This window comes from Acetobacterium tundrae, assembly GCF_008086615.1.
GTDB lineage: Bacteria > Bacillota > Clostridia > Eubacteriales > Eubacteriaceae > Acetobacterium > Acetobacterium tundrae.
This window is the reverse complement of sequence record NZ_RXYB01000022.1, coordinates 15,540-34,693: the sequence shown is the minus strand read 5'-3', so window position 1 is coordinate 34,693 and position 19,154 is coordinate 15,540. Positions and strand designations below refer to the sequence as shown.

Below are 19,154 nucleotides of genomic sequence, written 5' to 3'. Positions count from 1 at the left end.
GCACTGTATCGTCTTTTTATTAAATAGTATACGCATGTAAAAGAGCATCAAGCACTACTTTCTTTGCCATCTCTTGGGATATAGTCGTGTTTGTTTCAAAAGCATCATATCTTACATGCATGCTCCACCATGAAATTGTCTCAATGATAAGCCTAGCATGATGCTCTGGACATTCGAGTTTACGGAACTTACCTTCCTCAATAAACTTAAAAACATACTTTTTTACATCTTCACAAAAATGTTTTCTGAAATTCACATAGTTTGTATAGAGCATTCCACAGTCAGTACCATTTTTTTGTAAAATTAGAAACCCTACTCCGTATTTCGCGAGGACATCAAAGACATCTGAAAGCATCTGCTCAAAATCATAGGAATCATCGTTATCACCCAAATGTTTTTCAAAATCGCGATTGATTGCTTTGCTGAGTTCTAAGACATCATCTTCCAATGTATTAAAATCGCTTTCTTTCACCGGTAACTGAATATCACTTTCCAAATAATCACTGTTCATGATACTTTTTAATACAAAATCGAAAATAGCCTTTTTACTTACAAATAAAGTATATATAGCACCTACTGAAATGCCGGTGGCATTCGCTATATAACTAATTTGTGTCCTTGCATACCCTTTGTTGATAAAAAGTTTGCTTGCTTCTTCAAATATCATTTTTAATCGAATATCAACCACAATAACACTTCCGTTTCATAAAATGAATGGTTCATTCATATAATACTCTTGCATAACCATTTTGTCAACAGTTTGACGACTGTTTGCAGATTATTTCTGGAATTTATGGTTTCAACATAAATTTTCACATCCTCTGACTTACCCCCAAATGATGCTGTTACAAAGGGTCCTCCGATAAGGACACTATCAGCTCCAAGAGCGGGTATTGTCAGCTTTCCTTTTTACTCTTCTGCAATTTCAGAAAGTATATCGGCAACTCCTGGAGTTTGATTGAGTAATCTTCCTCCATGATTTGATATTTTTAACATCCGCCATATCAAGATCGCCTCAAGAGCGTCTGAATGGCGGTTCTTTTTAATTCGCTATAATTTGTTTTAAATATTTGATAACCATGTCGGCAAAACGATTGATGTCCTTGATATAGGCAAAGTCCTTGCCATAAATTAATTTTTCTGCCATTAAATCCTGCTCTTTTCCGGTAAAAACGCCAAGAATCAGAATACCCTGCTGTCTGGCAAAGCGAACCTCTTTGGCGGTGTCTGATATGGCCACCCGTCCGCGATACGCTTCTTTCAAATCATTAACCTGGCCCTTGCCAACTTTAATGTCATTAGGGCGCCCATCGCTTAATACGATCAGAATTTTATTCTCCTCCCGACGTTTCAGCAAATCCTCACAGGTCGCTTTGATGGCCAGGCCGTCCCGGTTATTTCCGGAACAGTAATATTCAAAAATATTGTCGTTGATAGACAATGGGGATTCATAATCCCTAAAACGCTTGATAACCGTATAGTCAAGAAAGCTGGAAAACCCGAGAACCCGATTGGGAATACCTACCAGGGTCAGCGCCTGGGCAAGAATGTAAGACTGAATCGCCACCCGGGATTGATTTCGGCGCTGGGACCCACTGGAATCCATGAGAATATCCACCACAAAACTGCCCTTGTTGTTGTCAATATTTTTCACAAAAACCTTGTGATTGCTGCTGCGATTGATCCGCCAGAGTTTATTCGCCACCAGTTGACCGGCGTCTGACGGGATGGCATCCATGATTTCTTCCTGAACCAAGGTACGGGACATGCTTTCTTTTAGTTTATTCACGTTCCGCTTGCACACCTTGAAATTTGCCCGAAAGACTTCGATATTTTTCGTTTGTTGGCGTTTGACATATTTCTGCTGAAATTCGTTTTTTGAATCACTTCGAAGAACCCCGTCGGTCATGTGAATACGGCAATTGCCATGCTCTCCCTGACACACTTGGTTTTGCAGTTTTTTAACTTCGCTGATGGGCAGAAACGAATTTCCATAATAATAAGCGACTTTCTCATAAATTTTTTCCAGGTCTTCTTCCTGAACTTTTAAAACACGGCTGTTTCCCTCATTTTTATTGACATTCGACATTTCTCCCTGGGATTCGCCCAGGAGGGCATCGGCAAGCTCTTCAACCGAAGCTTCGATTTCGGATTCTTCCAGATCGTCTTCATATAATTCTTCCAGCATAAAATCACTGAAGTCCCCCCGCAAGCTGTTTTGCTTATCTTTGGAATCTTTTCGATCACTGCCATCTTCTTCAATAAAAAGCGGAAAGTATTCGAGATAGATAGCTTCAATACCTTTGAGAAAATCAACGGTATCTTTCCGATTCTGTAATCCCAGCAAGTCTTTTTTGAGTTTGCTTGTTTCCGAATCAAGCATAACACTCTTATCCATTTTTTCAAGAATAATCGCATGCTCCACTTTCTCTAAAAGGTTTTCGGTATGAAGCTTATAGTAATTTGCAAAGATATCATCATAGGCCTTTTTTCTGATGTCATAGACTCCGGGACGTTCGGCAATGATTTTTTCTTCAACAAGCACATCGCTGCCCATGGAGATGAGGCCCAGGACAATGTCTTTATCGAAACCAGCTCGATAACGGCTGATGACGTATTTCTTAACTTTTGTCCAGTCAACAAACTTCCGTCGTCCTCCGGCTGTTACCGCATGGTACAATGCCACATTTTCCGAAATAAAACTTTTCTCGCCACTGTCCATGTTTTCATCATAATCTCCTGAAACCGTCCACATGAGATTGGCTATGCGATTGTCAAATTCATAGTCTTCATAAATCCATTTGGTATCCTTCAAGTCGTTTGCCTCCCTTCCCTAGGATTCAGAAATTTAGAGATTGCCAAAAACATCCGTGGGTTCCCAACTTTCTCTGATTCGTGTTTTGATAACGTCCAATACAATTTCCTTTTCATACTGATCAAATGTTTTTCCGACGACCCCCATATCAACTGCCAGCATCGGCTTTAAGCCCCGCCGAATCGTTTTGAGGCTTCCGATAATACCACGAAGATCGACGGATTTAGTTGAAATTTCCGAGTTTTTTGACTTCTCCTGAAGATCCAAAAATATTCCGGCAAACTGGGGCAGGATTTCTTCATTGGCATCTGGAAAGTATCCCTTAAGGATGACCATCAATGTTTCTTCTTCAATCTGGGGAATATCAATGGTCATAAAACGGGAAACCAGGGCTTCATTAAGCTCTTTTGTTCCGGCATATTCATAATTCATGGTTCCAATAAAACGAGTTGCCTCATGTAGTTTTATTTTTTCATAGCCGGGCACATCAATGACCTTCCGATAATCCAGCGCTGAATGAAGCACCACTAAGGCATCATTTTTAGCCATATTGATTTCATCGAAAACTCCAAATCCGCCATTAATGGCACACTCATAAACAGAACCGCGACGCAGTTTTACCTCATTGTCGATAAAAGTATCGGTTCCGATTAAACTGGTGCTGTCGGTGTTCACATGAAATGAAGTATTCCACTGGGGTCGATTGAATAATTCGCAAATATTATCGGCTAAAACATTTTTACCAGTTGCCTTTGGTCCTGAAAGCAGTACATTTTCTCCCTCCAGAATGGCTGTGATGCACATGGCCCAGATATCTTTTCCATAAAATACATTCTCTGTATTCGGTACCCGGTCCTGAAGCTTTTCATCCAGCTTATAGAATTCTCTGAAATGTTTCACATCGTCCAGTAATTTTTCATTTATTCCTTGTTTCAATAATTCTTCGGTTAATCTCATCTATACTTTCCTTTCTGTCAATGCCTTGCATCGATTGTTGTTAATCTGTTGTTTAGAATGAATTTAATATACCATATAACCACTATAAATCAACCTAAAAAGTTTGAAAAGCAAAAATTTATCACTTATTAGATCATTCGAAAATATTTTTTTGTAAATTGTTATCTAAAATTTAATACACTCCCAATAGCACCCTGAAGGCTCTATTGGGAGTGTAGACAAATCTAAATAAGGCGACGCTGCCTATTATCCTGAAATTTATTGAAATAACTTATATTTTTCGTTCAATGACTTTTTTAGCCGCAGCAACAATATCCTTTGCGGTCAGGCCGTATTTTTCCATGAGCGGTGCAACCTTCCCGGATTGTCCAAAAACATCTTTAATACCAACTCGCTCCATTGGTACTGGCGCCACTTCGCAAAGTACTTCGGCAACAGCTCCGCCAAGGCCACCAATAATGCTGTGCTCTTCTGCCGTCACAATCGCTCCGGTTTTAATGGCGGCCTCTTCAATGGCATCCACGTCGATCGGTTTGATTGAACCCATGTTGATAACCTGTGCTGATATTCCGTCTTTTTTCAGCAGTTCTGCCGCTTCCAAAGCGGGTCCAACCATTAAGCCAACCGCAATAATGGTCACATCTCGTCCCGTTTTTAACAAGCCTGCTTTTCCGACTTCAAATTTATAATCTTCGTCAAAAATAACGGGAACATCACTGCGCCCTAAACGGATGTATACCGGTCCGTCAATTGCAATGGCCGCATCCATCATTTTTCTTGTTTCGATGGCATCGGCCGGACATAAAACGGTCATATTTGGGATAACCCGCATCAGCGTAATATCTTCAATCGACTGGTGAGAGCCACCGTCTTCTCCGACCGAAATACCGGAATGGGTCAATGCAATTTTCACATTAAGTTTTGGATAACAAATGCTGTTGCGGACAATTTCGTAGGCCCGTCCAGCTCCAAAAATAGCAAAGGTACTGGCAAAAGGAATTTTCCCCGTCGTTGCCAACCCGGCGGCCATCCCCATTAGATTTGCTTCTGCGATCCCTACATTAAAGTGCCTGTCCGGACATTCTTTTGCAAATATATTTGTTTTTGTTGCGCCCGATAAATCCGCATCCAAAACAACCAGATTCTTTATTTTATTTCTTAATTCAACCAAGTATTCGCCATAGGCTTGTCGTGTTGATTTCATTTCTGCCATATTTATGCCTCCAATTCTGCCAATGCCTGTTGAACTTGCTCAGCATTTGGTCCCTTTCCATGCCATCCGGCATTGTTTTCCATAAAAGATACGCCTTTTCCTTTGATGGTCTTGCAAACAATAACCGTTGGTTTATCCTCTGATTTTTTTGCCACTTCAATCGCTTTTCTCAGTTCATCAAAATCATGCCCATTTTCAACCATGATGACATTCCAACCAAAAGCTTTAAATTTTTCATCAATAGGATAGGGTGACATAACATCACATATTGCTCCATCAATCTGAAGGTTATTATTATCCACAAAAGCGATTAAATTGTTGAGCCGGTAGTGACTGGCGGCCATAGCAGCTTCCCAGACAAGACCTTCTTCTAACTCGCCGTCGCCCAGCAAAACATAAACTTTATAATCTTTTTTATCTATTTTTCCGCCAAGCGCCATACCCGTTGCTGCCGAAATACCCTGGCCCAATGAGCCGGTTGACATATCAACCCCCGGAACCTTGTTCATATCAGGATGACCCTGCAAAATAGAACCAAGCTGTCTAAGGTTCTGTAACTCTTCTTTTGGGAAAAACCCTTTTGCTGCCAAGGTTGCATATAGTAACGGTGCGGCATGACCCTTTGATAACACAAAACGGTCCCGATCTTCGGCGCGAGGATTTTTCTCGTCCACATTCATTTCTTCAAAATAAAGCAGTGTCAAAATTTCTACAGACGATAAAGATCCACCGGGATGTCCTGAGTTTGCTTTGCCAATCATTTTTACTATATCTTTACGAATTTCCCTAGCGGTTTCTTCTAAAAATGCCATGTATTTCTCCTTGTATTTAATAATTAATAATTAATAATTAATATTGCTTTCAATCTTGTGTTATTGATCTAATATATCCCGTCGAATGTTCTTTTCGACTCCATCTTCAAGATAAACCCGCGGCACCCGTTTATTTAGCATACAGGTCATTTCATAGTTGATGGTGCCAACTGCATCTGCTAAACTGTCGGCTGAAATATTTTCGCCAAATATCTCGACTTCATCATAAAGACGAATATCGTCAAGTTCGGAAACATCCACCATGCACTGATCCATGCAGATGTTCCCGACTACCGGTACCTGTCGCCCTTTAATCCAGACTTTGGCCGAACCACTGAGCATTCGGGTAAATCCGTCCGCATAACCGATTGGTAATGTCGCAATCAGACAGTCCTCTTTTGCGACAAAGTGGTTGCCATAACTCACCGAATCACCGGGGTGAATCATTTTCAGATGTACAATGGTGGATTTCAAGGTCATCACTGGTTTTAAAGCGATTTTTGATCGATCCACTTCATTGGATGGGTATAACCCATAAAGAATGATTCCCGGACGGACCATATCAAAATGAAGGCCCTCCAGATCAAAAATCGCGGCGCTGTTGGCAATATGTTTTAACGGTATCTGAATATTCTTTTCTTCCAGCTTGGCAATGACGTCTTTAAAACGTCGAACCTGCTCCATGGTGAAGGTTTTATCTTTTTCATCAGCGGTTGAAAAATGACTGTACAATCCCTGTATTTCAATACCTTTCAACTGGCTCATGGCTTCAATCGCTTCAGGCGCTTCACGCCAGTCAAGCCCAATCCGTCCCATTCCCGTGTCGATTTTAATATGGAGCGGATGTTTAATACCTGCTTCCAGACAGTAATCTGACAGTGCTGAAGCAAAATCCATTTGATAAACACCGGGAATCACATGCCATTTTATCAGCTCCGGGATGAGATCTTTGGGCGTGAAACCTAAAAGCAAAATCTCACAGGAAATTCCCCCTTGACGCAAAGCAATGGCTTCATCCACAAATGCAACCGCCAGCATATCCACTCCGGCATTGCATAACGCCTGGCCGCATTCCAATCCGCCATGACCGTAAGCATCTGCTTTCACGACGCCTAAAATTTTAACATCGGGTCCCACGATTCTTCTGACTTCTTCATAATTGTGTGTCAATGCATCTAAATTAATTTCTGCCCATGTGGGCCGAAGTCCCAATTCTTCCATCTTTTATTCAGCTCCCTGAGCCATGCTCAAAACAATGGCCACCCCATTTTTAATGGAGTCTTCCAAATTTTTTTTATAATCATTTGAAAGGTTGGCATCCGCTTGATCCGATATTGACCGAATGACCAGGTACGGAACCTGGTTAAATACGGCAACCTGACCAACTGCCGCCCCTTCCATTTCACAGCAAAGTCCGCCAAATTCAGCGAAAAGTTTTTCTTTAATCGCTTTGGAATCCACGCCTAAATCGGCGGTCATAATCCGACCGATCCGGTATGGCGCTTTTAGTCCAACGGCTGCTTCTTCGGCCAGCTTGATTAATGTTTTGTCGGCTTTAAAAAAGGTGATGTCCATATTGGGGATTTCTCCAAGGGGATGTCCAAAAGCTCTGGCATCCATATCATATTGACAGCTGTCTTCAGAAATCACAATATCGCCAATCTCAAGATCAGGATGAACGGCCCCGGCTACGCCCACATTAATAATGGCTTTGACCTTGAAAATGTCAATCAGAACCTGAGTGCACATGGCCGCATTAACTTTTCCGATACCGCATTGCACCGTCACAACTTCTTTTTGTTTGAGCTTTCCTTTGAAAAATGTCATTCCCGCATGGGTGATTTTAAAACAATCCTCCATGACCGATTTGATTTCTCTGACCTCACTATCCATGGCTGCAATAATACCAATCATTTTATTATTTCCCCTTTCACAAGACTCACCACTGCACTGGCAGCTATTCCTTCTTGCCTTCCTGTAAAGCCAAGACCTTCTTCTGTTGTTGCTTTAACACTCACCCGATCGCTGGGTAAATCCAGGGTTCTGCTAATATTTTCTTTCATGATTTCAATATAAGAACTTAGTTTTGGGGCCTGTGCAATAATGGTTGAATCAATATTATTGATCCAATATCCTTTTTCGCCGACAAGCTCCCCCACTTTTTTCAAAAGCATCAGACTGTCGCAATCTTTGTACGCTTCATCGCTGTCTGGAAAATGCTTTCCAATATCACCAAGGGCCAAAGCACCTAAAAGAGCATCCATAATCGCATGCACCAGAACATCCGCATCTGAATGCCCCAAAAGGCCAAGAGGATGCGTTATTTTTACACCGCCTAGAATAAGCGCTCGCTTTTCAACCAAACGATGGACATCATAGCCTGTACCTACTCGTATCATCTTACTCCTTCCAAACATTTCGTCAAATAAATTTAATCATATTTTCTATCGTTTGTACAGGTCTTTTCAAGCTGTTTCATTCTGTACAGGTTTACATTTTCTTTTTTATCAAATAAGCTCTATTGGTTCAGCTGTCTTTTATAGAAATTATAACATAAAAAAACGATAAAAAAGCTCCATCAACGGATAACTTAAATTCCCTTTAAGTTATCCGTTGGTGGAGTCCGTTTTAGACAATCTTCTGGACTTTCAACAAATCTCGGACGACTTCTCCGGCAATCAGCAGACCCGCAACGGCTGGAACAAACGCAATACTCCCGGGCGGATTCTCCCGTGCCAGCGGTTCTTCTCTTGAATAAAGTACCTTAAGAGATTCAACTCCCCGGTTTCTCAGTTCTTTTCGCATGACTTTTGCCAGCGGGCATATCGATGTTTCATAAATATCCGTGATTCCAAAAAGACTTGGGTCCATTTTATTTCCCGTTCCCATGGAGCTGATCAGAGGCACCTTGTTATCTTGACATTTAACCGCTAAATCAATTTTTGCGGTCACCATATCCACGGCATCAATGACATAATCATAATCTTCCAAATGAAATATTCCTGAATTTTCCGGCGTGTAGCATTCGTACATGGGATGAATAATACAAAGCGGATTGATAGCAATCAGTCGCCGCGCCATGACATTCACTTTTTTCTTCCCGATTGTTTTTACGTTCGCCATAATCTGACGATTAAGATTTGTTGGGTCAATGACGTCCTTATCTACGATTGTCAGGAAACCGACGCCGCTTCTTATTAGTCCTTCAGCCGCAAAAGAGCCTACTCCGCCAACGCCGAATAAAATCACTCGGGAATTTTGAAGCATTTCAAGTCCTGACTTACCAATGAGTTTTTCAGTTCGATCAAAAATTCCTTCTTCGGTTATCATCTTACATTCTTTCCGGCGCCGAAATGCCCAAAATACTCAGCGCATTTTCAATAACCTGCTGAGTTGCTTCTATCAATGCGACTCTTGCCTTCATCAGACTTTTATCCTCAACCCGCACATGACAGGCGTTATAAAAGCTATGAAAAGCTGACGCCAAATCAATGGCGTAATGGGTAATTCTGCTAGGATCCAACTTCTCTTCAGCCATCAAAATTTCATCTGAAAATAAAGAAAGAATTTCCAAAAGATTCAACTCTTCCTTTTCGGACAAGCGCTCAGGATCCAAAGCTACCGTATTATCCAATTCTTCCGCCATCTGCCTGATGATGCTGCAAATACGGGCATGAGCATATTGCACATAAAATACCGGATTATCGCTGGATTGTTCCATCGCCAAATCCAGATCAAAGTCAAAATGACTGTCAGGGGATCTAAGATTAAAAAAGAATCGCGTGGCATCAACGCCCACTTCATCAATTAAATCGGTCAGCGCAATCGCTTTTCCCTTTCGTTTTGACATTCGGGTCACTTCACCGTTTCTGATCAGTCTCACCAACTGCATCAGCACGACATCGAATTCATCGGCATTGATTCCAACCGCTGTCAGAGCTCCCTTTAGTCGGGCAACATGGCCATGGTGATCGGCTCCCCATACATTAATGCAGCGATCGAAGCCTCTGGTGATGTACTTATTCACGTGGTAAGCGATATCGCCCATAAAATAGGTGGGTAATCCATTAGCCCGAATAATGACATCGTCTTTATCTGATCCGAAAGAGGTTGACTTAAACCACAAGGCGCCATCTTGTTCATAGGTAAATCCGCCTTCTTTCAAACGGGCAATGGTCTCTTCAATGGCACCGCTATCATACAAACTTTGTTCTGAAAACCAGACATCATAATGAATGCCATAAGCTGCCAGATCACTTTTTATTTGCGTCAGGTTCTTATTCAGCGCATAATCGATAAGTATTTCTTTTCGTTCACTCGGTTCCAATGATCGATGCACATCCCCATTTTCGGCAATGAAATTTTTCATATGTTCAGTGATGTCATCGCCCTGATAGCCATCTTCCGGAAAGGGTATATCCTCACCAAATAATTGTCGATAACGGGCATCCAGAGAATCTCCAAATTTGACGATTTGGTTTCCGGCATCATTTATGTAAAATTCCCGGGTTACTTCATATCCAGTCCAGTCTGCCACAGATGCTAAAATATCCCCAATGGCTCCTCCGCGAGCATTTCCCATGTGCATGGGGCCCGTCGGATTCGCCGAAATGAATTCTAAGTTAAAGGCTTTCCCTTTGTTTTTCTGACTTCGACCGTAATCTTTTTTCATTTCAGCAATTTCTTCCAGCACTGCATAATGCCATGATTTTTTTAATTTAAAATTAATAAAACCCGGTCCTGCTATTTCTACCGATTCTACATAAGAACCTGCTGTATCCATATTTGCCATCAATGTTTCCGCAATAAAACGGGGCGACTTTCTGGTTTGCTTTGGCAATTGCATGGCAATGTTCGTTGAATAATCGCCATGTCCTTTTTCTCTGGGAATTTCCAGAAAAATATTCGGCATCGTTTCAATGGCAAAGGCCCCTGAAGCTAACGATTTATTCAGAGCACCTGCCGTGATTTCTTTTATCTGTTCATTGATCTTTTCACGTATATACATGCTTTTTCCTCTCACTCTTCTTTTTTATGTCTTGCTATCAACACAAGTTTAACGTTAAAGGAGAAGTACCCTTGGCACTTCTCCTTTACTGGTTTTCTTGTCCCTGGTATTATTGGGTGATTTTGATGTTTAAGACATTCTGCGAATTGGTAACACCCTCAATTTCAATATTGTAGTCGATTGATACCCTGGTTGGTTCTTTTTCGTCGTTATAATTTATAAAAACGTCCTTGGTAAAAATTCCCATGGTTACATCCCCATACGGTGTGGAGTACCAGGTGAGGTTTCTTTTTCCCGTTTCAAATTCCATAATGGAATTGGTGGTTCCCAATCGAATGACGGATACCTTCTCTGCATCAACACATACGGTAGTGGTCGTCCCTTCCATCCCTGAAACTTCGGATTCTATATAGGTAACACATGACCGATTGTTTTCTTTATACAGGTCTCCTTCGGTAAGGAATTCTAAGGTTTCTTTATCTTCTTCGTTTTTAATCTTTCCCGAAATGGATAACCATACTTTTTTTCTTTGTTCAGTCATTGATCTCCTCCTGGAGGTATAATTTCTCACACTATTAAACCATTGATTGGTTTTTTTATCAAGAAAAATTATATTCTTAAGTTTTTATTTGGTTATGGTCACACGTTTGCGATCCGCCGTTGCAATAATAAGGTCGACAAGTTCTGTATACCCAATTCCGGTGGCTTCCCACATTTTGGGATACATACTGATATTTGTAAATCCCGGCAACGTATTGACTTCATTAATCAAGATGCGTTCATCTTCGGTGACGAAAAAATCTACCCGAGAAAGGCCGGAACCTTCAATCGCATCGAAAGCTTTGATGGCATATGCTCTTACTTTTTCCGTTAATTCCTTTGAAATATTGGCCGGGATCTCAACCCTTGAATCTTCATCCGCTGAATATTTTGCTTCATAATCATAGAATTCTTTTGAAGGAATGACTTCACCCGGAATTGATGCTCGGGTTACCCCGTTTTCATCAAGTACCCCACACTCAATTTCTTTTCCTTTAACAAACACTTCCAGGATCAATTTATTATCATATTTAAAAGCTTCTTCAATGGCGGATAAAAGTTCTTTTCGATCATGTGCTTTAGTTATACCCACACTTGATCCCATATTCGCAGGTTTAACGAAAATAGGGTATCCCAAAACTTTTTCTGCTTCTGCTATCCTTCCATCAGCATCTTTTTTCCAGTCTTTTTTCCTAAAATAAACATATTTTCCGGTCGGTATCCCGACACTTTCAAACATAATTTTTGAAAAGACCTTATCCATTCCCACTGCTGAACTTAACACCCCGCAACCGACGTAAGGTTTGTTCAACATCTCAAAAACCCCTTGAATCGTGCCATCTTCACCCATTGGCCCGTGAAGGACGGGGAAGAAAACATCAATTTTCGTCATTTCAGGATGGGCAAAAATCGAAAAATCGCCAATAAGATTCTCTAAATCCTGTTCCCAAGAGCCATCCTTTATTTTTTCATGATCTCCTGAGTACAAATACCATTTTCCGTTTTTGGTTATCCCGATGGTTACAATATTATATTTTTCCTGATTAATAACCTCTAGTACATTATAGGCTGAAACACAAGAGACTTCATGTTCTCCGGACTGCCCTCCAAAAACTACGCCTATATTAAGTTTGTTTTCCATATTATTTCCTCACTTTTCTCTATTGATTTCGACAAGATCCTATTTTATACATTCTAAAAAATCTTCTTCTGAAATGACGCGAATACCATTCTCTTTTAATAAAGCCGTGACAATCCCATCGCCATCGATTAAACTTTCACTAAAAGTACCATCGTAGATTTTTCCACAACCGCAAGAAGGACTTTTGCTCTTTAAAACGGCAATTTTTGCTCCTGATGTTCGTGCCACTCCAAGGGTTCGCTCGGCTCCCAGATTGTAAAGATCAGTCACGTCAATTTTTTTATTATTATACACTTTTCGTTCGCCATTAACCACCACTATTTCAGCCGGGTCTCTCGGAGTCGACAGTCCCGCCAACACCTCTGGGCAAACCGGAATCGCTTTTCCATGCAGTAAAAGCTCACGCAATTCCTCAACAAGGCTGCCTTCTTCTTTATAGTTAATCTTCATCCCCAATAAACAGCCTGATACTAAAATTGGTTTTTTCTTGTTAATTGCTTCCTTTAAACTATTGAAATCTTTTTGATTCATCGCTATTCCTTTCAATCTTTTTCATTCTGATGGTTTAAACTATCTTCCCGATAAATCCAGGCGCCGCGTTTAAAGACCATTTTATAAACCATATCTTTTAATACGATTTCACCTATTTTAATGACGGAATTGGGTGCAATGGTCACATCATGGGTTATCCGAGCGCCCATTCCAATTTTTGTATTTTCACCCACACTGGCTCTTTTTCCCAAAATAACCCCAGGTTCCAAAATACAGCCATTTTCAATCATACTTTTTGCTTCTATAATGACTCCGGTGCCGATGTCGCAGCTTTCTCCAATCACGACATCTTCCCCGATTACTGCTCCTGCCCCAATCGTCGTATTTTTGCCAATATTGGCCTTTTCCGAAATCACTGCACTGTTGTGAATCGTCGTCCCAGTTTCTTTATTTTGCATCTTAAATCCTCCTACTTCTTTCGGATTCTAAGACCCTTGGGATAGTGGTTCTTGATAATCCCCTCACTGGCTTTTCCAAAACCAAGGGCATAGCCATCATATCCGACTAGTATCCATCCTTTTTTTGCATTTATATTAAGTGCTTCCCCTTTTAAATACTGGTAAGCCTCAGACTCTTCTTTCAGATCACAAACATTTTTCGCTTCTGATAATTTTAGTGCCATTCCTAAAGCGTAGCTTGGTTCAAAGCGATTCTTTTTAAAGGTTCCAAGGTGAAGCCCGGTTCGCAGCAACTTAAGGTTGGCAATTGTTTCCAAGTTAATCCCTTTTGGGATTGCGTAAAGATGTTCACCCAAAAGATACAAACGGTCCTCAAATTCTTTATAAAACGATTCTGCTAAATAGTTTTTGGCAAAATCAACATAATCGATCAATTCTGTTCGGGATGCTTTTTTCAGGCGTGATTTTGAATACCCCTGTTTCACATTTTTCGAATCTGAACTTGCCTCTGTTTTAATCAGTTTGGCAATAAAATGGCCTTCACCTTTAACATTCATCGGCATAATCCGAAGGGTTTTTTCAATAGCTTTCTCGTTATTCAGAGTCCATGCCACCCGGCCATGATCTTTAATTCCCGGTAGTTCAATGCTTTCTAATTTATAGGGGTATTGATTCATAAACGCTTCAATGATCTGTTCGTTTTCTTCTGGCGAAAATGTACAAGTCGAATAAACCAGGACGCCGCCCGGTTTCAACAACCGATGAGCACTTTCTAATATTTTTTCCTGCTTTCCCACGCAACGCGAGACGCGTTCCAGACTCCAATCCGAAAGTGCGCCCGGATCCTTTCGAAACATTCCTTCTCCGGAACATGGTGCATCCACTAATATTTTATCAAAGCTTTGGTAAAATGAATCCACCAATCGTTCGGGAAATTCATTTGTTACAATGACATTCGTCATTCCCATCCGTTCAATACTCGTGGATAAAATGCCGGCCCGGGAATTGACCAGTTCATTTGAAACTAAAATCCCCTGTCCCTTAAGTTTTGCTCCAATCTGAGTGGATTTTCCTCCTGGTGCTGCGCACAGATCCAATACCCACTCACCCGGTTCTGGAGCGAGCACTTCAACCGCCGCCATCGCCGTGGGTTCCTGAACATAATAAAGCCCGGCATAATAATAAGGGTTCTTCCCCGGTCGAACCTCATGGTCGATATAGAAGCCATCGGAGCACCAATCGACGCTCTGGGTTTCAAACGGTAATTTCCTGGCTAAATCTTCCGGTGTCAGCTTTAGGGTGTTGGTTCTAATCCCCTTGCTTTCCGGTTGATCATAGGAATCAAGCAAGCCTTCATAGGATTCACCCATAAGACTTTTCATTTTTTCTTTAAACGCTTCCGGTAAATTCATCCTGACTCCCTTATTCTTTTTCTCGATTATACTCGTTTCATTATACGTAAAGCTTTTGTTAATTACAATAATTTTCTAAAAAAGCGCGTTGCTCTGTTTTGCGATCAGTCGCCAATTACAGGCAAGCTTATGGTTGGCTTGTTGCTTTCTGCCCAAATAAAACACCAACAGCTTTAGAAAACTGTTGGTGCGCGGTTGTGACTATTTTATAATTGCTTTAATCATTTTTTAGGTTTTGCAAAAATCATCCGTCCAGCAGCCGTTTGTAAAATGCTGGTAACTAAAACAATCGTTGAATTTCCAATGTACTTTTTACCATTTTCAACGACAATCATCGTGCCATCATCAAGATAGGCAATTGCCTGGCCGTTTTCTTTCCCGCCTTTTACAAGCAGAACTTTCATTTCCTCGCCCGGTAAAACAATCGGTTTGACGGCATTCGCCAACTCGTTAATATTAAGAACGTCAACCCCTTGAACCGTGGCAACCTTGTTCAGATTATAATCATTTGTTAGAATTTTTCCTTTGGTTAATTTTCCCAGTTTCACAAGTTTAGAATCCACTTCATGGGTATCTTCAAAATCTTCTTCCGTGATCTGAACTTCTATTTCCAGGTCTGTTTGAATTTTATTTAAGATGTCCAAACCTCGTCTGCCACGATTTCTTTTGAGTTCATCTGATGAATCTGAGATAAGTTGCAGCTCATTCAGCACAAAAACTGGTATAACCAGGGGTCCTTCAATAAAGCCTGTCTTGCAGATATCAAAAATTCGTCCATCGATAATCACACTGGTGTCTAATAATTTTGGGATTGCCGCTCCTTTTCTTTTCGGAGAGCGTTTCTGACTAACTGGCGCATTTGCTTCTTTTTCCCGTTTGACACTTTGAAAAGCAAGCAAAATCTCTTCTCGCTTTTTGATTGCCAGAATAAATCCAAGGTAGCCCAAAACAATATAGCTGACAATCGTTAAAATTGTACCAACCCATGGAAAAGGAATTTGAACAAAAGCAAAACTGATTAACATTGCAATAACCAAACCAATAATCAAACCGCCTAGGCCAAAGCCGATATCGATAAGCCGAACATTTTCCATGCTTGCTTCAGCAATTTTTGCCAGCTTTTTAACGCCTTTGAGCATTAGCGGAAATAGGATGAAAAAAATAAGTCCAAATACAATAATGAGAGCCACATAAACGAATACTTCAAATTCCGTACTCAAGCTCAAATTGAATGGTTCCAGAATCCATGTATTCGAAAAGATCACACTCGCCAATGCCATACCGACAAGCATTCCAATAATAGCAAAGGATACTCTAAGTATCTTTTGTATCATTATATTCACCTCCTTTCATTATGTTTATCTAAAATTATAACATCTAATTCTTAAAATTACACTATTAAACATAACAAAAGGCGTGAAATCACGCCTCGCTGTTTACTGAACTATTAATTAATTCTAATATTTCATCTTTATCCCGATTTTGGATTAAAACCATTTCACTGACGATAAAATTTCTGGCACTATTCAACATCTTCTTTTCTCCGGTTGAAAGACCCTTTTGGCGATCCAGCAAGATAAGATTTTTTACCACCTTTGCCACTTCAAAGATATCTCCGGTTTTTAATCTCTCAAGATGTTCGCGATACCGTCGGTTCCAGTTTTTTTCCATTTCATCCATTGGCAATTTTAAAGTCTCTATCATATCGTCAATTATGGGTTGAGTAACAATATTTCTAACCCCAATTTCATCAACTTTATCCACAGGCACGAGAATCTGCAAACCTTCAGACACAATCTGCATGATATAATAAGGTTTCGTTTCTTCAAATATCTCACGTTCTTCAATCGCTTCAATAACACCTGCTCCGTGCATTGGATAAACAATTTTATCACCGACTTTATACATTTTTAACACTCCTATCGTTGATTCATGTTTTTATTATACCATAAAAAAAACGAATAAGCTTTTCATTCTATAAAAATTTTATCCTTATGTCAATATTTATTTTAAATAATCATCGTTAAACTGATCCGTTTTCGTTTCAAGTCAACCGCGAGCACTTTAACGGTAACCACGTCCCCAAGTGAAAGAACTTCCGTCGGGTGGTGTATGTACCGATCGGTAATTTGAGAAATATGCACCAGGCCATCTTGATGAACTCCGATATCTACAAACGCACCAAAATCAATAACATTACGTACCGTACCAATCAGTTCCATATCGACTGCCAAATCTTCCATCGATAAAACATCCGATCTTAAATGAGGCTTTGGCGCATTCTCCCGGGGATCTCGCCCTGGCTTTTGTAATTCTTTCATAATATCACGTAGGGTTGGCACACCGATTTCCAATTGGCTGGCCATTTCAGAATAGTTCATATCCTTAAACAACTCTTGGTCTTTGTTTCCCAATTGTTCTTTTTTAATGCCTTTTAGTTTCAAAAGTTTTTCCACACTTTTGTACGTTTCCGGATGAACCCCGGTGTTGTCTAAAACATTGTCGCCGTCATCAATTCGCAGGAATCCTGCGCACTGTTCAAAAGCTTTGGACCCCAGTCCTTTAACCTTAAGCAATTCTTTTCTGTTTTTTAATGGGCCAACGGTATCACGATAGTCCAAAATATTTTTGGCAATGGTTTTATTTACGCCTGCCACATACTTTAATAACGAAACCGAAGCACGGTTAACATTAACCCCAACATTATTTACCGCATCTTCCACCGTAGCTTCCAAAACACGTTCCAGCTCTTTTTGATTAACATCATGTTGATATTGTCCCACACCAATATGTTTGGGATCAATTTTCACAAGTTCAGATAATGGATCCTGAAGTCGTCCGCCAATGGAAATTGCCCCGCGAATGGAAACATTAATATCCGGATACTCTTCCGTCCCCAGTTCCGATGCTGAATAAACGGATGCACCGGCTTCATTAACAACGATATATTGAACTGGCACACTTGTTTTCTTAATGGCTTCGGCAACGAATTGTTCCGATTCCCGAGAAGCTGTCCCGTTTCCAATCGCAATAATATCAACCTGATGACGTTCAATCAGTCCTAAGAATTCCCTTTCAGCCTTTTCTATCTGGCCTTTTCCAAAGGTGGGATAGATGGTCGCATAATCTAAAACTTTTCCGGCCTTATCCAAAACCGCAATTTTACATCCGGTTCGGAAAGCGGGATCAAAGCCCATGGTTACTTTATCTTTAAATGGCGGCTGCAGCAAAAGTTTTCTTAGATTTAGCGCAAACATCTTAATGGCGCCTTCTTCGGCCCTTTCCTTCAAAGCCGTTCTTATTTCGCGTTCAATCGCTGGCGCAATCAGGCGGGAATAGCTGTCAATGATCGTTTTTAGCAAATACTCTGATGGCTGATCCTGGACTAGTTCCTTTTTAAGATATTCCTCGATTTCTTCCACCGGTGCCAATATTTTTACCGAAAGTGCTTTTTTCTTTTCTCCGCGATTAATGGCCAATATTCGATGATCCTTGATTGTTTTAATCGCTTCGGTATGATCGAAATACATTTCAAGTTCAGTGTTTTCTTCTTCTTTACCTTTGACCACGGTGGACCGGATCTGTCCTTTTTCATAGGTTCTTTTACGGATAACCCCGCGGTATGTTCCATTGTCCGATATTATTTCTGCGATGATATCCATGGCATACTGGAAAACTTCATCAATGGAACTGATTTCTTTTTCTTCATCAATGTACTTATTCGCCGCTTCGGCTAATTCTGCTTCGGTCAGTTTTTGCGCTAAAATTTGAATGGCAAACGGTTCCAAGCCCTTTTCTCTGGCCACCGAAGCTCGGGTCTTTTTCTTTTGCTTGTAAGGAAGATAAAGGTCCTCAACTTCCTGTAGCGTTTTAACTTTTATAATAGCGGCACTCAGCTCCGGGGTGAGTTTTCCCTGTTCTTCAATGCTGTTACAAACCTCTTCTTTTCGTTTTTCCAATTTTCTCAGATAAGTCAGGCGAACGTCCAAATCTCTTAAAAGAGCGTCGCTTAAATCACCAGTTACTTCTTTTCGATATCTGGCAATAAACGGGATGGTATTGCCGCCATCAATTAAATTAATGGTGTCTGCGACTTGTTGAGGCCTTATTGAAAATTCTTTTGCTAATTGATTGATTATATATTCCACAAAATTCTCCATTCTTGATTAAAAAAATAATAGTTTTCAACATTTAGATTTGTCTACACTAAAATAATAGTTTAACATTTTTTCGAAATAATCACAAATTTTCTCTATGATTGGGGTTTAAAACAGGCTCTTTAGCACATCTGGACGGTCACATAAAT

The 19,154-nt window shown here is 40.5% G+C and carries 18 protein-coding genes and 1 pseudogene; all 19 read right to left on the bottom strand.

Annotation, left to right across the window (positions count from 1 at the left end; all coding sequences use genetic code 11):
• Positions 1-19: 19 nt before the first annotated feature.
• Positions 20-688 carry a helix-turn-helix domain-containing protein gene (locus tag FZC40_RS14360; protein ID WP_186843832.1) on the bottom strand — a complete coding sequence of 223 codons (669 nt, stop codon included), beginning with the start codon at positions 686-688 and terminating at the stop codon, positions 20-22.
• Between the two features lie 35 nt (positions 689-723).
• Positions 724-987 (bottom strand): annotated as a pseudogene (locus FZC40_RS17820) (alpha-hydroxy-acid oxidizing protein); the annotation flags it as partial.
• 55 nt (positions 988-1,042) lie between these two features.
• Positions 1,043-2,815 carry a cobaltochelatase CobT-related protein gene (locus FZC40_RS14355; RefSeq protein ID WP_148605574.1) on the bottom strand — a complete coding sequence of 591 codons (1,773 nt, stop codon included), beginning with the start codon at positions 2,813-2,815 and terminating at the stop codon, positions 1,043-1,045.
• Positions 2,816-2,848: 33 nt separating this feature from the next.
• Positions 2,849-3,772: an AAA family ATPase gene (locus tag FZC40_RS14350; protein ID WP_148605572.1), complete on the bottom strand. Its 924-nt coding sequence runs from the start codon at positions 3,770-3,772 to the stop codon at positions 2,849-2,851.
• 271 nt (positions 3,773-4,043) lie between these two features.
• Positions 4,044-4,985, bottom strand: coding sequence for a transketolase family protein (locus FZC40_RS14345; protein WP_148605570.1), 942 nt, complete (start codon positions 4,983-4,985; stop codon positions 4,044-4,046).
• A 2-nt stretch (positions 4,986-4,987) separates the two neighbouring features.
• Positions 4,988-5,797: a transketolase gene (locus tag FZC40_RS14340; protein ID WP_148605567.1), complete on the bottom strand. Its 810-nt coding sequence runs from the start codon at positions 5,795-5,797 to the stop codon at positions 4,988-4,990.
• Between the two features lie 60 nt (positions 5,798-5,857).
• A complete protein-coding gene (gene alr, locus FZC40_RS14335) occupies positions 5,858-7,018 on the bottom strand; it encodes an alanine racemase (RefSeq protein WP_148605565.1) in 1,161 nt (386 codons plus the stop codon).
• Between the two features lie 3 nt (positions 7,019-7,021).
• Positions 7,022-7,711: a 5'-methylthioadenosine/adenosylhomocysteine nucleosidase gene (locus FZC40_RS14330; protein ID WP_148605563.1), complete on the bottom strand. Its 690-nt coding sequence runs from the start codon at positions 7,709-7,711 to the stop codon at positions 7,022-7,024.
• Positions 7,708-8,193, bottom strand: coding sequence for a 2-C-methyl-D-erythritol 2,4-cyclodiphosphate synthase (gene ispF / locus FZC40_RS14325; protein ID WP_148605643.1), 486 nt, complete (start codon positions 8,191-8,193; stop codon positions 7,708-7,710). Before ispF ends, FZC40_RS14330 begins: the two co-directional genes overlap by 4 nt.
• A gap of 232 nt (positions 8,194-8,425) precedes the next feature.
• The gene (locus tag FZC40_RS14320; RefSeq protein WP_148605561.1) at positions 8,426-9,127 is read right to left on the bottom strand and encodes a tRNA threonylcarbamoyladenosine dehydratase; all 702 of its coding nucleotides are present in this window, start codon (positions 9,125-9,127) and stop codon (positions 8,426-8,428) included.
• Position 9,128: 1 nt separating this feature from the next.
• Entirely contained in the window at positions 9,129-10,805 is a 1,677-nt protein-coding gene (gene argS, locus FZC40_RS14315) for an arginine--tRNA ligase (RefSeq protein ID WP_148605559.1), read from the bottom strand.
• A gap of 109 nt (positions 10,806-10,914) precedes the next feature.
• Complete coding sequence (locus FZC40_RS14310; protein WP_148605556.1) at positions 10,915-11,346, bottom strand: YwiB family protein; 432 nt, start codon at positions 11,344-11,346, stop codon at positions 10,915-10,917.
• Between the two features lie 84 nt (positions 11,347-11,430).
• Positions 11,431-12,486: a D-alanine--D-alanine ligase family protein gene (locus tag FZC40_RS14305; RefSeq protein WP_148605554.1), complete on the bottom strand. Its 1,056-nt coding sequence runs from the start codon at positions 12,484-12,486 to the stop codon at positions 11,431-11,433.
• A gap of 39 nt (positions 12,487-12,525) precedes the next feature.
• A complete protein-coding gene (locus FZC40_RS14300) occupies positions 12,526-13,017 on the bottom strand; it encodes a 2-thiouracil desulfurase family protein (RefSeq protein ID WP_148605552.1) in 492 nt (163 codons plus the stop codon).
• Between the two features lie 11 nt (positions 13,018-13,028).
• Positions 13,029-13,436 carry a DapH/DapD/GlmU-related protein gene (locus FZC40_RS14295; RefSeq protein ID WP_148605549.1) on the bottom strand — a complete coding sequence of 136 codons (408 nt, stop codon included), beginning with the start codon at positions 13,434-13,436 and terminating at the stop codon, positions 13,029-13,031.
• A gap of 11 nt (positions 13,437-13,447) precedes the next feature.
• Entirely contained in the window at positions 13,448-14,848 is a 1,401-nt protein-coding gene (locus FZC40_RS14290) for an RsmF rRNA methyltransferase first C-terminal domain-containing protein (RefSeq protein WP_148605546.1), read from the bottom strand.
• A gap of 221 nt (positions 14,849-15,069) precedes the next feature.
• Complete coding sequence (locus FZC40_RS14285; protein ID WP_148605544.1) at positions 15,070-16,182, bottom strand: PIN/TRAM domain-containing protein; 1,113 nt, start codon at positions 16,180-16,182, stop codon at positions 15,070-15,072.
• 88 nt (positions 16,183-16,270) lie between these two features.
• A complete protein-coding gene (locus tag FZC40_RS14280; RefSeq protein ID WP_148565354.1) occupies positions 16,271-16,756 on the bottom strand; it encodes a CarD family transcriptional regulator in 486 nt (161 codons plus the stop codon).
• Between the two features lie 101 nt (positions 16,757-16,857).
• Complete coding sequence (locus tag FZC40_RS14275) at positions 16,858-19,008, bottom strand: Tex family protein (protein ID WP_207724278.1); 2,151 nt, start codon at positions 19,006-19,008, stop codon at positions 16,858-16,860.
• Between the last annotated feature and the right edge of the window lie 146 nt (positions 19,009-19,154).